This is a genomic window from Streptosporangium roseum DSM 43021, from assembly GCF_000024865.1.
Taxonomy (GTDB): Bacteria; Actinomycetota; Actinomycetes; order Streptosporangiales; family Streptosporangiaceae; genus Streptosporangium; species Streptosporangium roseum.
The window spans coordinates 9,897,520-9,910,687 of record NC_013595.1; the positions used below are offsets into that span (position 1 = coordinate 9,897,520).

Sequence of the window (13,168 nt, forward strand, 5' to 3'; positions counted from 1 at the left end):
CTTCCAGTGTCCACAATCAGAGGCATGCGTATCTCACTCGCCTCCGACAGTCTCGACGGTATAGCTCCCATCCTGATGCCTGAGATCCGGAAAAGAGGGCACACGGTGATCGTCCATGGCGCGTTGGCCGACGAGCGGGCCGACTGGGCGTGATGCTGTTCCCGAGCCGCCGAGGATGTCATCTCGGGCGCGGCGGACCAGGCGGTCGTGTGCTGCTGGACGGGGACCGGGGCGTCGATCGCGGCGAACAAGGTGCCGGGGATCCGGGCGGCCCTGTGCGCGGACGCGGCGACGGCGGCCGGGCGCTGGAACGACGCCAACGTGCTGGCCATCAGCCTGCGGCTGACGTCGGCGCCTCTGCTGGAGGAGATCCTGGACGCCTGGTTCTCGGGGAGTGCCAGCCCTGACGAGACTGATCTGGCGAACATCGCCTACCTATCCGAGATCGAGAATTGACTCTGGGACCTGCGGCGATGATGGCCTGGGCGGGCGACGGCCTGAAAAGCTGATCATCATGCGCTGCAGCCCGCCCGCCGCCGTGGTTTTCCCGTATCCCGACCATAGCCACTCCCCGGCGGCCGCCCGCTCCCGGGGGACGACATCGGATGCGACTGCGCGCACTTACGCCCACGACACGACTACCGTCAAGTAGGGGTGGAGAACGCCCGGAACGCTGATTCGACTCCGCTTGATAACAATTGTGGAGACGGTCGTTAAAGATCGCGATTACTCCTGCTGCCGTCCGTCCTATCGCGATCACGGGGGATTTCCGCTCCGCTCTTGCCAGTGCCAGAGGAGTTTGCATGCGCGTACGCGCTCACAAGAGTCTGCTGACCGCGATCACCGCGGCTTCGGCCATGGTTCTGCCCGTGATCTCCGCCGCCCCGGCCGCCGCCGCCCCCGACCCCAAGGCGTTCAGCCAGTCGGTCAAGGCCCCGGCCATCAAGCGGCACGTGGAGAAGCTCCAGCAGATCGCCGACGCCAACGGAGGCACCCGCGCCGCGGGCACCCCGGGTCACGAGGCCTCGGTCACCTATGTGGCGGGCAAGCTGCGGGGCGCGGGATACAAGGTCACCTTGCAGGAGTTCGAGTTCCCGTTCTTCCGCGAGGTCACCAGGACCGTGCTCAACCGTGTCTCGCCCGGGGCGAAGACCTATGTTCGCAACACGGACTTCAAGGTGATGACGTACTCCGGCTCGGGGAACGTCACCGGCGCCGTGCAGGGGGTGGACCTGGTCCTGCCGCCGAGCCCGGAGCCCAGCTCCAGCTCGGGCTGCGAGGCGAGTGACTTCGCCGGGTTCACCCCCGGCAACATCGCGCTGGTCCAGCGCGGTACCTGCAACTTCCAGGTCAAGGCCGAGCTGGCCCAGGCGGCCGGCGCCTCCGGTGTGATCCTCTTCAACGAGGGGCAGGCGGGTGAGGGCCCCGACGACCGCCGGATCCTGCTGACCGGCACGCTCGGCGCCCCCACCACGAACATCCCGGTCGTCGGCACCAGCTTCGCCGTCGGCAACGAGCTGGCCGCCGCCGGAACGACGGTGACGCTCACCGCCGCCACCGAGAGCGACCCGCACCGCAAGACGCGCAACATCCTGGCCGAGAGCCACTCGGGGGACCCGGACAAGGTCGTCATGCTCGGTGCCCACCTGGACAGCGTCACCGAGGGGCCGGGCATCAACGACAACGGCTCCGGCAGCGCGGGCATCCTGGAGACGGCGTTGAAGGCGAGCGTCCTGCCCACCAGGAACAAGCTCCGCTTCGCCTTCTGGGGGGCCGAGGAGCTGGGTCTGCTCGGCTCCCGGCACTACGTGGCCGATCTCTCCGCCGAGGAGAGGGCGAAGATCAAGCTGTACCTGAACTTCGACATGATCGCCTCGCCGAACCACGTGTTCGGGATCTACGACGGCGACAACTCGGACGCGACCGGCGCTCCGGCGGGCCCCGCGGGCTCCGACAAGATCGAGAAGCTATTCGAGTCGTACTTCACGGCGATCGGCCAGCCGTACACCGGCACCGACTTCACCGGGCGCTCGGACTACGGCCCCTTCATCGGGGTCGGCATCCCCTCGGGAGGCCTGTTCACCGGCGCCGAGGGCATCAAGACCGCCGAGGAGGCCGCCAAGTTCGGCGGCGAGGCCGGGGTCGCCTACGACAAGTGCTACCACCAGGCGTGCGACACCCTCGCCAACGTCAACGACAAGGCCCTCGCGGTGAACACCGGCGCGATCGCGACGGCGGCGTTCGTCTACGCCTACAGCCGCACCCTGCCCGGCGGCGCCGCCCCCGTCTCCACCCAGCCGGGGACCGGTGGCGGCGGGCACGACCACGACCACAGCGGTGTCCCCATGTAGCGCCGCGCGCCGAGGGCGCCGGAGAGTGCGGGAAGGAGGGTGCGGCCGGTCCGGCCGCACCCTCCTTTCCGTGCTTTTCCGGGCACGGCTAAAGTCGGGGACATGTCACTGGGGGAACTGCAGGTCCTGGGCGCCTGCCCGCTGGACTGCCCGGACACGTGCTCGTGGGTGGTGACCGTCCGGGACGGCGAGGCCGTCAAGATGCGCGGCAACCCCGACCACCCCTATACCCGCGGCGCGCTCTGCGTGAAGGTCAACCGCTACCTTGAGCACACCCGGGCGCCCGACCGCATCCTCCACCCGATGCGCCGGGTCGGCCCCAAGGGGTCCGGCCGGTTCGAGCGGATCAGCTGGGACGAGGCCCTGGAGGAGATCTCCGTACGGCTGCGCGGGATCATCGACGAGCACGGCGGCGAGGCGATCTGGCCGTATCTGGGCACCGGCACGCTGGGCTACGTCCAGGGGTCCGAGGGCATGGCGGGCCGGCGGTTCTGGAACGTGCTCGGCGCCTCCAAGCACTTCCTGAACATCTGCTCGACGGCGGGCAACATCGGGCTGGCACGGACCAACGGCACGGCCGGCGGGATGGACCCCGAGACGTTCGCCCTGTCGAAGCTGATCCTGCTCTGGGGCACCAACACGCTGACCAGCGGGCACCACCTGTGGAAGTTCATCCAGGAAGCCCGCGCGGCCGGGGCGCACGTGGTGGCGATCGACCCGATCCGCACCCGGACCGCCGAGCAGGCCGACGAGCACCTGCCGATCCGGCCCGGCACCGACGCGGCGCTGGCCCTCGGGCTGCTGAACGTGGTCCTCTCCGAGGGCGCGGAGGACCGCGACTACCTGGAGAACCACACGAGCGGCTGGGAGGGGTTCCGCGCGGAGATCCTGCGCCACCCGCCGGAGCGCGTGGCGGAGATCACCGGGCTGCCCGAGTCCGACATCCGGGCCCTGGGCGTACGGCTGGCGCACACCCGGCCCACCGGCATCCGGGCCACGATGGGCATCCAGCGGCACGCGGGCGGCGGCACCGCGATGCGCACGATCGCCGCCATCCCCGGGGTGACCGGCGACTGGCGCCGCCCCGGCGGCGGGGTCGCCTACTCCACCACCGCCTACTTCCACCTGAACATCGACAGCCGCGAGGACCTGCTCGCCGCGCCGGTCAGGCAGCTCACGATGACCCGGCTGGCCGAGGGGCTGGACGAGTCGGTGAAGTGCCTGTGGGTGTACGCCGCCAACCCGATGGGCTCCACCTCCGCCCAGGAGCGCGTCCGCGAGAAGCTGCTGCGCGAGGACCTGTTCACGGTCGTGATGGAGCAGTTCCCTACCGACACCGTGGACTACGCCGACATCGTCCTGCCGGCGACCATGCAGACCGAGCACACCGACCTGCACGCCGGTTACGGGCACATGTATCTGATGTGGAACGAGCCCGCCGTCGAGCCGCCGGGCGAGTGCCTGTCCACCATGGAGACGTTCCGGCGCCTGGCCAGACACATGGGCCTGACCGAGCCGTCGCTGTACGACTCGGACCTGGAGCTGGCCGAGCAGTTGCTCGCCTCGGGGCACCCGTCGCTGGAGGGCGTAACGGTCGACCGGCTGCGCAAGGAGGGCTGGGTCCGGCTCAACGTGCCGCAGCCGTTCGTGCCCTTCGCCGACGGCTTCCCGACGCCCTCGGGGAAGCTGGAGTTCGGTCCGGGGCCGGCCTACGTCCCCTCGCACACGGCATCCGCCGAGCGCGGGCCGTACCCGCTGGCGCTGATCACCCCGGCCTCCCACACGTTCCTCAACACCACCTTCGGCAACAACCCCGAGCTGCTGCGGCGCTCGAAGGGGCCCTTGATCCTGGTCAGCCCGGCGGACGCCGCCCAGCGGGGGCTGAGCGACGGGCAGCGGGCGCGGGTGTTCAACGACAACGGCGAGTTCGAGGCCGTGGTGGAGGTCAGCGACAGGGTACGGCCCGGCGTGGTGGCCTCCACCAAGGGGCACTGGCGCAAGCTGAGCCCCGGCGGCGCGACGGTGAACGCCGTGGTGGACGAGCGCGACGCCGACATGGGCCGGGGCGCCGTCTACCACGACAACCTGGTCGAGCTCAGCCCGTGTGCTTCTCGACGAAGGACGTGACGGCGCGCAGCGCCTTCTCTCCCTGATCGCCGGTGAACAGCTCGCTGGCGTGGGCCTGGCCGGGGAGGACGAGCATCTGGCGGTCGGCTGACTTCACGGCCTCGTTGTAGACGATCTGCAGCATGTCGACCGGGGCGTCGGGGTCGGCGTCCCCGGTCACCTGGAGGAAGGGCGCCCTGAGGTCGTCCACCTCCCCCGGCTGGATCGTCCCGGAGACGCTGATGAGCGCGGCCACCGGGAAGTCCAGCTTGCCGGCGGCGAGCAGGGAGAGCCGTCCGCCCATCGACCCGCCGACCAGGACCACCTTCGTGGCGCCCGCCTTGCGCAGCCGCTGGGCCATCGCGACGGTGTCCTCCTCGGGCGCCGCCGTGTTGTTCCGGTCGAACAGCAGGACCCGGTGTCCCGCGGCGACCAGCCGGTCGGCCAGCGGGAGCCAGCCGCACACGCTGCCCTGGTGCTCGTAGGAGACCACCACGCCCACGGGCCCCTTGCCCATGATCACGCCCTTGGTGGTGGTGCCGCCGCGCTTGTAGTCGAAGATCTTCCCTGTCTTCTCGGTGACGCAGCCGTCGATGTTCGCCCCGGTGGGGGTGGGGGTGGGGGTCGCGACAGGGGTGGGGGCCGTGCCGGAAGTGCCGGCCGGAACGGGGGAAGGGGTCGTGGGTCCCCCGGCCTGGCTGCCGGCCGTGCCCCCGCAGGCCGCCAGAAGCAGGGCCAGGGCGCCCAGACCCAGTGCGTGTCTTCCCATCACTCTCCCTTTCGAGCAGGTCCCGGAGCCGGGGCCGCAGGACAAGAAGATCTACTCTCCCACGGATGGCGGACCGGCCGATCAGCTCAGCGCGAGCTTGTACCCCTCGTGGGAGGCGACGAAGCCGAGGGAGTCGTAGAACCGGTGGGCGTCCTTGCGGGCCTTGTCGGTGGTGAGCTGGACCAGCGCGCAGCCTCGGGCCCGGCCCCGCTCGACCGCCCACTCCATCATCTGGCGGCCCAGGCCCCGGCCCCGCAGGGCGGAGTCGATCCGGACCGCCTCGATCTGCATCCGGAGTGCCCCCCGCCGGGAGATGCCAGGGATGTAGGTGAGCTGCATGGTGCCCACGACCTCGCCGTCCAGCTCCGCCACGATCAGCTCGTTGTTGGGGTCGGCGTCGATGACCTCGAAGGCGGCGCGGTGCTCGTCTCCGTAGGCCCCCTGGCGGGCGGCGGCGATCGGGTCGTCAGCGATCATGGCCACGATCAGCGGGACGTCCTCGGCACGGGCGGTACGGAAGTTCACCGACATGGCGGTCAATCTACCGGGGGGCAGGGCTCAGGGACGGGTCAGGGTTGCTCCCCGATGTGGACAAGGGCCCCGAAGGGGCACTCTGAAGTCATGAACGACGAACTGACTCGACGTGACGAGATGTCCCTCGCCGGAGCGGCTCTGCGCGGGGCGCCGTGGAAGGCCGCCGCGGTGACCGGCGGCGCGGTCGCGGCCGCCAGTTTCGGCATGGGGGTGATCCTGCCCGGGACCGCCGACCTGACCTGGGCCCTGTCGCTCGGCATCAGCCTGTTCACGCTGATCGCGGCGGTCGGCTCGATCGGCAAGCCCAAGATCGCGGACCGGGTGACCCGGCAGGCCCGCCTCTGGGCCCTGCGCCACCCCTGGCGCTTCTCCCTCTACCCCGCGCTCGGCGCCGCCGCGCTCATGTACCCCGTGCAGCTCGTCGTCGACAACGAAGGCGTGTTCGGCGCGGCGCTGGACGCGCTCCAGGGTGGTGTCGCGGTGTATCTGATCACCGCTGTGCTGGCCCTGACCCTCAAGGGGAGAGGACAGTCCTCCCTGCCCCACGGCGGCTGATCGGGGCCGCCGCCCCATACTCGCGGCGGGCCAGGTCAGGGTCGCCGCTCCGCGACCCTCTTGAGGCCCTCCAGGGTCCGCCGCATGTTGGCCTCGTTGTGGGCGGCCCGGTCCCGGACGCCGGTGACGAGCCCGCCGACGACACGCATGAGGGGGCCGCGGGTGTCCCAGGTGCTCTGCTCCACGTGACAGCCCGCCTCGGTGGGCGTGATGCCGAAGCGCCACAGGGCCACGTCCAGCAGGCCGGCGGCGCGGACGTGGTAGGCGAAGACCCGGCCGGGGTCGGCGGCGGTCACCGTGCAGAGCGTGGACCAGTGCCGCCACCCGTTACTGTTGCGCCCCCGGAACCGCGCCCCGGGCCGCGCCTCCCTGACCCGCCCGACCCAGTCGGCCCTTCGGCACTCGACGTTCCACTCGCCCATGTCGGCGATGTCGGTGACCAGGCCGTAGACCACTGCGGGCGGCGCCGAGACGTGGACGCTCACGGACGCACTCGGGGGGCTCATGCCCGCAGCATGTCCGACAGAACATCCCTCCGGCAAGGGTTACCGCGCCCTCTCGTACTCCGGCCCGGCGGACGCGGAACTCGTCTTGGCCCTCACGGGCGCGGGCTCAGTGCCCGCCGCCGGCGAGGTTGAGGCCGACGACGCCGGCGAGGATGAGGGCGATCGAGGCGATCTTGAGGAACGACACGTCGTCGCCGAGGAACAGCATGCCCAGGGAGGCGGTGCCGACCGCGCCGATGCCGGTCCAGACGGCGTAGGCCGTACCGACCTCAAGGCTCTTGAGGCCCATGGCGAGCAGGCCGAAACTGAGCACGGCGAAGACGATGAACCCGATGCTCGGCAGGGGTACGGAGAATCCGTGGCTCATCTTGAGCGAGTACGCCATCGCGACTTCGAACAGACCGGCGACGACAATGATGACCCAGGCCATGACGGCTCCCTCCAAAGGAGCGTCGTCTTTTCAGACCGGGTACGGCGCGTCTCGTCCGGGAGCCTCCCGTCCGGGGGCTCTGTTATCGAAGCGTAGCAAATCTCATTCCGATTCCCACCAGAGCGTGAACCACCGATCACGCGGCACCGGCCACATGTCCAGCTCGACCGCCGCCGCGATGACCTCCTCGGCCCGGTCCCGGCCGAGACAGAGCCGGCGGCACGCGCTCTCGCCCAGCTCCTCCAGCGTGGTGAAGCGGGTCAGCGGGGCGAGGCGCCGCTCCTGGTGGACCTCGTGGCCGAGCGCCTCGGCCACGGCGATCACGTCGTGGGCCGTGGGCCGTTCCGGGCGGACGAGGCCGTGGAAGTGCTCCCAGAGGGGGTTGAGCCAGCTCATCGGATGGCGTTCGGTGAGCTCCAGGACGACCCGGCGGCGGGCGTGGCCGGACAGCTCGGTGAGGAAGGCGGCCAGGTCGGGCACGTTGTAGACGACGTGGGCGGCGATCGCCACGTCCGCCGCCGGGGTCTCGGCCGCGACGTCGGGCCATCGCCCCCGGATGATCCGGGTGGGGACGCCCAGCCTGTCCGCGCGGGAGGTCAGCTCGGCCAGCATCGCGGCGGAGGAGTCCACCGCGATCAGCTCCCCCAGGCTCCCGGCCAGCGGCAGCGAGGCCGCACCGGTGCCGGCGCCGACGTCCAGCACGCTCCCTCCGGCCGGAAGCGCCTCGGCGACCCGGGCCAGGGTCGGGCCCTCGGGGTCGGCGAGCGCGCGGTCGGTCCGCTCGGCGAACCGCGCCGGCGAGTGCTCCCAGGGGCTGGCCGGGGCCCGCGCCACGATCTCGTCGGGGATGCCCCATCGCGCGAGATCCGCTCGCCACTGTTCGTCCATGGGACGAGCTTAGGAAAGTCCGCCGGGCCGGTCGATCGACACGAGGACGGGGCGGAGAGGGAGCGTCACGTAACGCGCACCTTGCCGCGGGGAGTGTGACAAACGTCCTATGAGTACGGTTTTCCAGGGGTTACTGGCGGGTAGCATTGTCGGTAAGGTTACTGACGAGTATGTCAGAGTCCCGGCTTCCCCCGGTTTCAAGGAGCAGACCCCATGGGCCACTACAAGAGCAACATCCGTGACCTGGAGTTCAATCTCTTCGAGGTGTTCGGGCGCCGGGATGTCCTGGGCACGGGCCCCTACGCCGACCTTGACGAAGATGTCGTGCGGACCATCCTCGACGAGGTCAACCGCCTGGCCACGGGAGTGCTGGCCGACTCCTTCGAGGAGGGCGACCGCAAGCCCCCGGTCTTCGACCCCGTCACCAGCACGGTGACGATGCCGGAGGGCTTCAAGAAGTCCTTCGCCGCCTACCGTGACGCCGGCTGGACCAACCTCGGCCTGCCCGCCGAGCTGAACGGCCCCGGCCTGCCCAACAGCGTGAACTGGGCGCTGGCCGAGATGGTCCTCGGCTCGAACCCTGCGATCTGGATGTACGCCAGCGGCCCGGCCTTCGCCCACGTGATGCACGTGATCGGCACCGAGGCGCAGAAGCGCTACGCCGAGCTGGCCATCGAGAAGCAGTGGGGCGCCACCATGGTGCTCACCGAGCCCGACGCCGGTTCCGACGTGGGCGCCGGCCGCGCGAAGGCCGTCCGGCAGGACGACGGCACCTGGCACATCGAGGGCGTCAAGCGCTTCATCACCAGCGCCGAGCACGACATGGCCGACAACATCTTCCACCTGGTCCTGGCCCGTCCCGAGGGGCACGGCGTGGGCACCAAGGGCCTGTCGATGTTCCTGGTCTCGAAGTACCACGTGGACCTGGAGACCGGCGAGCTCGGCGAGCGCAACGGCGTCTACGTCACCAACGTCGAGAAGAAGATGGGCCTGAAGGTCTCCACGACCTGCGAGCTCACCTTCGGCGAGAAGCACCCGGCCGTGGGCACGCTGATCGGCGAGGTGCACGAGGGCATCAAGCAGATGTTCATGATCATCGAGCACGCCCGGATGATGGTGGGCACCAAGGCGATCGCCACGCTCTCCACCGGCTACCTGAACGCCCTGGAGTACGCCAGGACGCGCGTGCAGGGCGCCGACCTCACCCAGATGGCCGACAAGTCGGCCCCGCGCGTGACCATCGCCCACCACCCGGACGTACGCCGCGAGCTCATGCTCCAGAAGTCGTACGCCGAGGGCATGCGGGCCCTGGTCCTGCTCACCGCCACCTACCAGGACGCGGTGCAGATCGCGGCCTTCGAGGGCCGCCGGGACGAGCACGCCGAGGCGATGAACGACCTGCTGCTCCCGCTGGTCAAGGGCGTCGGCTCCGAGCGCTCCTACGAGCTGCTGGCCCGCTCGCTGCAGACCCTGGGCGGCTCGGGCTACCTGCAGGACTACCCGATCGAGCAGTACATCCGGGACGCCAAGATCGACTCCCTCTACGAGGGCACGACGGCGATCCAGGGCCTGGACCTGTTCTTCCGCAAGGTCCTGCGCAACCAGGGCGTCGCTCTCGGCACGCTGTACGGCGACATCAAGGCCTTCGCCGCCTCCGAGGCCGGCAACGGCCGCCTCAAGGAGGAGCGCAAGCTCCTCGACGAGGCCGCGGACGAGGTCAAGGCCATGGCCGACACCCTGGCGGGCTGGGCCATCGGCTCGCTGGACGCGCCGGAGGAGGTCTACAAGGTCGGCCTCAACACCACCCGGTTCCTGCTCTCCCTGGGCGACCTGGTGATCGGCTGGCTGCTCCTGCGCCAGGCCGAGGTGGCGCTGACCGCGCTGGGCTCCTCCGACCGCGACAGTGCCTTCTACACCGGCAAGGTCGCCGCGGCCTCGTTCTTCGCCCAGACCGTCCTGCCCCGCCTCGCCGCGGAGCGCCGCGTGCTGGCCGCCACCAACCAGGACCTGATGGAGCTCCCCGAAGAGGCCTTCTGACCTTTTCCACCCGGCCACCTGCTCCCGCGGCAGGCGACACCGAGGGGCGGCCCTGTCTCACAGGGCCGCCCCTCGGCCGTTCTCCCGCCCGCGGGCCGTACGGCCTCACGGCTCGCCGTACGGCCCGCGGGCGTGAGGGGGGCGCTCCGCTCAGGCGGCCGGGAGTGCGCCGAGGCGGCTCAGCAGCTCGCGGGCGAGCGGGATCCGCTTCTTGGTGTCCTCGTCGGCGTTGACGTCGATGTTGAGCGCGAAGGTGTAGAGCCGGTCGCCGCGCTCGATCCAGCCCACCCACCAGCCGATGCCCGGCTTGGTGGACATGCCCCAGCCGGTCTTGGCGTACAGGGTGTAGCCGTCCTTCTCCTCGATCTTCAGCAGCTCGCGCACCGTCCGCTGGTTGCGCTGGGAGGCCGGCAGCTGCCCGCGGGCCATCCGCGACAGGAAGCGGGTCTGCTCCGTCGCCGAGATCTCCAGCGGGCCCTCAAGCCAGAACTGGTCGACCACGGAGCCGATCTGGCGGTTGCCGTAACCGAGCCGGTTCACCCACTGCTTCTCCCGCTTGACGCCGATCCGCCGGGCGAGCGTCTGGAAGACGGGGACGTTGGACACCCGGATCGCGTCGCGCAGGTTCATGTCCTGCTCCCACTCCGGGAACGGCTGCGGCTTTCCTCCGTACGGGATCACCTCGTTCTCGTCCTTGACGGCACCGGTCTCCAGCGCGATCAGGGCGTGCGGGACCTTGAAGGTGGACGCGGGGATCAGCCGCTGCTCCGCCCTGCGCCGGTCGACCACCGTGGTCTGCCCGGTCTTCACATCCAGGAGGGCGAACGTGCCGCGCACCCCCGCCTGGCGGAACAGCGCCTGCAGGTCGTCCCGGACGATCGTCCGCTGCTGGACCGCGGACTGCGCCGCCGCGGTCCCGGCGGCGGCGGTCCCGCCGCCGGAAGGACCCGCGGCGCCGTGGGCGGCGGTCCCGCCGAACAGCGCGGACGCCGTCAGGACGGCGACGCCCAGTGTCGTCCGGACCCGCCGCCGGCGGGCGGAGTCGGAGGAATGCTGCATGCCAGGCTCCTTGCTCTCGATCTTCACCGGAAGAGCAGACCAGAGCGGTCCATGTCATGTCCAATATCGATATGGAAGGACCATAAATATCGAAATGGATATTCATACTGGCCAGGCCCATATGCTCCGGAGGAAGGAGCGCTCGATCGACCTCCGGAACCGCCGGGGACGTTGACATGCGAGAATTGTTATTCTCATAATGAGAACATCTTGGTGTGGAGGACATGCGATGGACGATTCCGAGTTCCTGGCGAGCTACGACCCCCGGGCCTTCCCCGCGGTCGCGGTGACGGTCGACGTGGTGGCGCTGACCATCCGCGAGGGCGCGCTGCACGTGCTGCTGGTCGAGCGGGGCGAGCAGCCCCACGCGGGACGGTGGGCGCTGCCCGGGGGGTTCATCCGGCCGGACGAGGATCTGCCGGAGGCCGCGGCGCGGGAGCTGGCCGAGGAGACCGGTCTCGCCCCACGCGTGCACATCGAGCAACTCGCCAGCTACGGGGCCCCCGGGCGGGACCCCCGGATGCGGATCGTGTCGGTCTCCTACCTCGCCTTCGCCCCCCGCCTTCCCGATCCCCGCGCCGGCTCGGACGCGGCGGACGCCGCCTGGCGGCGGATCGACCGGCTGCCGGAGCTGGCCTTCGACCACGACCGCATCCTCGGCGAAGGACTGGAACGGGCGCGGGCCAAGCTGGAGTACACCCCGCTGGCCACCACGTTCGTGGACGAGACGTTCACGATCACCGAACTGCGCGGCGTCTACGAAACGGTCTGGGGCGTGCCGCTGCACGCGGGCAACTTCCACCGCAAGGTCCTGTCGGTGCCCGGATTCGTGGAGGGAACCGGGCAGACCACCGAGAGCGGCGGGACCCGGGGCGGCCCCCGGGCCAGGCTCTACCGGGCCGGCGACGCACGGCTCCTGCACCCCGCGCTGCTGCGGCCCGCCCGCGAAGGGGAGGCCGGATGACCACCACGGCCGAGGCGGTCGCCCTGGTGTCCGGCGCCCGCACACCGGACGACCTGTTCGGCGGGGACGCGCCACACCGGGCATACCGGCGGCTGGCGCGGCTGCTCCACCCCGACCTCGCCTCCGGACCGGACGCCGCCGAGGCCTTCGCCAGGCTCTCGGAGCTGTGGGCGGCCCGGGGCCGGGACACCGAGACAGTGATCACCACCAGGCGGGGGACCCACCGGGTCGGCGGCGTGTTCCGGCGCGGCGCCTCGGCCGTGCTGTACGGCTGCGACGACGACGCGCTGCTCAAGCTCCCGCGCAGTCACGCGGACAACGACCTGATGAGGCGCGAGGCGCAGGCGCTCGCGACGGTCACGCGGGAGGGCGACCCGTTGCTCCTGCCGTACGTGCCCCGGCTGGTGGATTCCTTCCGGCACCGCTCGGGCGGGGTCGAGCGGCAGGCCAACGTGATCAGCCGCGCGCCGGACGGCTTCATGAGCCTGACGGAGATCACCCGGCTGCGGCCGGTGCTCGACCCGAGGGACGTGGCGTGGATCTGGCGGCGGCTGCTGGTCGCGATCGGGATGGCCCACCGGGCGGGTGTGGTGCACGGCGCGGTGTTCGGGCACCACGTGCTGGTCCACCCGATCGACCACGGCCTGGTGCTCGTCGACTGGAGCCAGTCGGTGCCGCTCGGCAGCCCGCTGACCGCCCTGGTGGCCCGGCACCGCGACGACTACCCGCCCGAGGTCCTCGCCGGAGGACCGGCGACCCAGGCCCTCGACATCCGGCTCGCCACCCGCTGCGTCGCCGCCCTCATGGGCGACGGCGCCCCGGCCCCGATCCGCCGCTTCGTCCGGGGGAGCCTGGCGGGTCCGCCCCACGACGCCTGGGGACTCCTCGGCGAGCTCGACGAACTGCTCGACGATCTGTACGGCCCCAGGAAATACCGGCCCCTCCACCTGTGACCCCCGCCCGCCGGCC

At 70.7% G+C, this 13,168-nt stretch carries 13 protein-coding genes, 1 pseudogene and 1 riboswitch; of the genes and pseudogenes, 8 read left to right on the forward strand and 6 right to left on the reverse strand.

Annotated features, from left to right (window positions below):
- Positions 1-24 precede the first annotated feature (24 nt).
- From SROS_RS54135 to SROS_RS43245, 4 genes and pseudogenes are all read left to right on the forward strand, one after another.
- The gene (locus SROS_RS54135; protein WP_281047987.1) at positions 25-153 is read left to right on the forward strand and encodes a hypothetical protein; all 129 of its coding nucleotides are present in this window, start codon (positions 25-27) and stop codon (positions 151-153) included.
- 15 nt (positions 154-168) lie between these two features.
- Positions 169-456: pseudogene (locus tag SROS_RS52520) on the forward strand (RpiB/LacA/LacB family sugar-phosphate isomerase); the annotation flags it as partial.
- Between the two features lie 347 nt (positions 457-803).
- Positions 804-2,351 (forward strand): M28 family metallopeptidase, encoded by a 1,548-nt coding sequence (locus tag SROS_RS43240; RefSeq protein ID WP_012895310.1) that lies wholly within the window; start codon positions 804-806, stop codon positions 2,349-2,351.
- A gap of 102 nt (positions 2,352-2,453) precedes the next feature.
- A complete protein-coding gene (locus SROS_RS43245; RefSeq protein ID WP_012895311.1) occupies positions 2,454-4,478 on the forward strand; it encodes a molybdopterin-containing oxidoreductase family protein in 2,025 nt (674 codons plus the stop codon).
- Here the strand turns inward: SROS_RS43245 and SROS_RS43250 are convergent.
- Both SROS_RS43250 and SROS_RS43255 read right to left on the reverse strand, forming a co-directional pair.
- Positions 4,447-5,226 carry an alpha/beta hydrolase gene (locus tag SROS_RS43250; protein WP_012895312.1) on the reverse strand — a complete coding sequence of 260 codons (780 nt, stop codon included), beginning with the start codon at positions 5,224-5,226 and terminating at the stop codon, positions 4,447-4,449. The two genes, SROS_RS43245 and SROS_RS43250, sit on opposite strands and share 32 nt — an antisense overlap.
- A gap of 81 nt (positions 5,227-5,307) precedes the next feature.
- Complete coding sequence (locus SROS_RS43255; RefSeq protein ID WP_012895313.1) at positions 5,308-5,757, reverse strand: GNAT family N-acetyltransferase; 450 nt, start codon at positions 5,755-5,757, stop codon at positions 5,308-5,310.
- Positions 5,758-5,847: 90 nt separating this feature from the next.
- Between SROS_RS43255 and SROS_RS43260 the strand changes: the two genes are divergently transcribed.
- Positions 5,848-6,315 carry a hypothetical protein gene (locus SROS_RS43260; protein WP_012895314.1) on the forward strand — a complete coding sequence of 156 codons (468 nt, stop codon included), beginning with the start codon at positions 5,848-5,850 and terminating at the stop codon, positions 6,313-6,315.
- A 35-nt stretch (positions 6,316-6,350) separates the two neighbouring features.
- On the opposite strand, the gene SROS_RS43265 is transcribed toward SROS_RS43260, so the two are convergent.
- The 3 genes from SROS_RS43265 to SROS_RS43275 form a co-directional block, all read right to left on the reverse strand.
- Positions 6,351-6,821, reverse strand: a complete 471-nt coding sequence (locus SROS_RS43265) for an SRPBCC family protein (protein ID WP_012895315.1) — start codon at positions 6,819-6,821, stop codon at positions 6,351-6,353.
- Positions 6,822-6,927: 106 nt separating this feature from the next.
- The gene (locus tag SROS_RS43270; protein WP_012895316.1) at positions 6,928-7,251 is read right to left on the reverse strand and encodes a DMT family transporter; all 324 of its coding nucleotides are present in this window, start codon (positions 7,249-7,251) and stop codon (positions 6,928-6,930) included.
- Positions 7,252-7,267: 16 nt separating this feature from the next.
- A riboswitch (guanidine-III (ykkC-III) riboswitch) is annotated at positions 7,268-7,334 on the reverse strand.
- A gap of 19 nt (positions 7,335-7,353) precedes the next feature.
- The gene (locus SROS_RS43275; protein WP_012895317.1) at positions 7,354-8,139 is read right to left on the reverse strand and encodes a class I SAM-dependent methyltransferase; all 786 of its coding nucleotides are present in this window, start codon (positions 8,137-8,139) and stop codon (positions 7,354-7,356) included.
- Positions 8,140-8,352: 213 nt separating this feature from the next.
- Between SROS_RS43275 and SROS_RS43280 the strand changes: the two genes are divergently transcribed.
- Entirely contained in the window at positions 8,353-10,176 is a 1,824-nt protein-coding gene (locus SROS_RS43280) for an acyl-CoA dehydrogenase (RefSeq protein WP_012895318.1), read from the forward strand.
- Between the two features lie 150 nt (positions 10,177-10,326).
- Here SROS_RS43280 and blaOXA read toward each other — a convergent pair whose 3' ends face one another.
- Positions 10,327-11,235: a class D beta-lactamase gene (gene blaOXA, locus SROS_RS43285; RefSeq protein ID WP_012895319.1), complete on the reverse strand. Its 909-nt coding sequence runs from the start codon at positions 11,233-11,235 to the stop codon at positions 10,327-10,329.
- A 229-nt stretch (positions 11,236-11,464) separates the two neighbouring features.
- Here blaOXA and SROS_RS43290 point away from each other — a divergent pair, with 229 nt between their 5' ends.
- Together SROS_RS43290 and SROS_RS43295 are read left to right on the forward strand one after the other, a co-directional pair.
- Positions 11,465-12,199, forward strand: a complete 735-nt coding sequence (locus SROS_RS43290; RefSeq protein WP_012895320.1) for an NUDIX hydrolase — start codon at positions 11,465-11,467, stop codon at positions 12,197-12,199.
- A complete protein-coding gene (locus tag SROS_RS43295) occupies positions 12,196-13,152 on the forward strand; it encodes a lipopolysaccharide kinase InaA family protein (RefSeq protein WP_012895321.1) in 957 nt (318 codons plus the stop codon). Before SROS_RS43290 ends, SROS_RS43295 begins: the two co-directional genes overlap by 4 nt.
- Positions 13,153-13,168: the final 16 nt, after the last annotated feature.

Coding starts and splice junctions, on each gene's coding strand:
- SROS_RS43295 (WP_012895321.1), top strand. CDS start 12,196: ATGACCACCACGGCCGAGGCGGTCGCCCTGGTGTCCGGCGCCCGCACA.
- SROS_RS43265 (WP_012895315.1), bottom strand. CDS start 6,821: ATGAGCCCCCCGAGTGCGTCCGTGAGCGTCCACGTCTCGGCGCCGCCC.
- SROS_RS43240 (WP_012895310.1), top strand. CDS start 804: ATGCGCGTACGCGCTCACAAGAGTCTGCTGACCGCGATCACCGCGGCT.
- SROS_RS43260 (WP_012895314.1), top strand. CDS start 5,848: ATGAACGACGAACTGACTCGACGTGACGAGATGTCCCTCGCCGGAGCG.
- SROS_RS43280 (WP_012895318.1), top strand. CDS start 8,353: ATGGGCCACTACAAGAGCAACATCCGTGACCTGGAGTTCAATCTCTTC.
- SROS_RS43255 (WP_012895313.1), bottom strand. CDS start 5,757: ATGTCGGTGAACTTCCGTACCGCCCGTGCCGAGGACGTCCCGCTGATC.
- SROS_RS43270 (WP_012895316.1), bottom strand. CDS start 7,251: ATGGCCTGGGTCATCATTGTCGTCGCCGGTCTGTTCGAAGTCGCGATG.
- SROS_RS43275 (WP_012895317.1), bottom strand. CDS start 8,139: ATGGACGAACAGTGGCGAGCGGATCTCGCGCGATGGGGCATCCCCGAC.
- SROS_RS54135 (WP_281047987.1), top strand. CDS start 25: ATGCGTATCTCACTCGCCTCCGACAGTCTCGACGGTATAGCTCCCATC.
- SROS_RS43245 (WP_012895311.1), top strand. CDS start 2,454: ATGTCACTGGGGGAACTGCAGGTCCTGGGCGCCTGCCCGCTGGACTGC.
- SROS_RS43250 (WP_012895312.1), bottom strand. CDS start 5,226: ATGGGAAGACACGCACTGGGTCTGGGCGCCCTGGCCCTGCTTCTGGCG.
- SROS_RS43290 (WP_012895320.1), top strand. CDS start 11,465: ATGGACGATTCCGAGTTCCTGGCGAGCTACGACCCCCGGGCCTTCCCC.
- blaOXA (WP_012895319.1), bottom strand. CDS start 11,235: ATGCAGCATTCCTCCGACTCCGCCCGCCGGCGGCGGGTCCGGACGACA.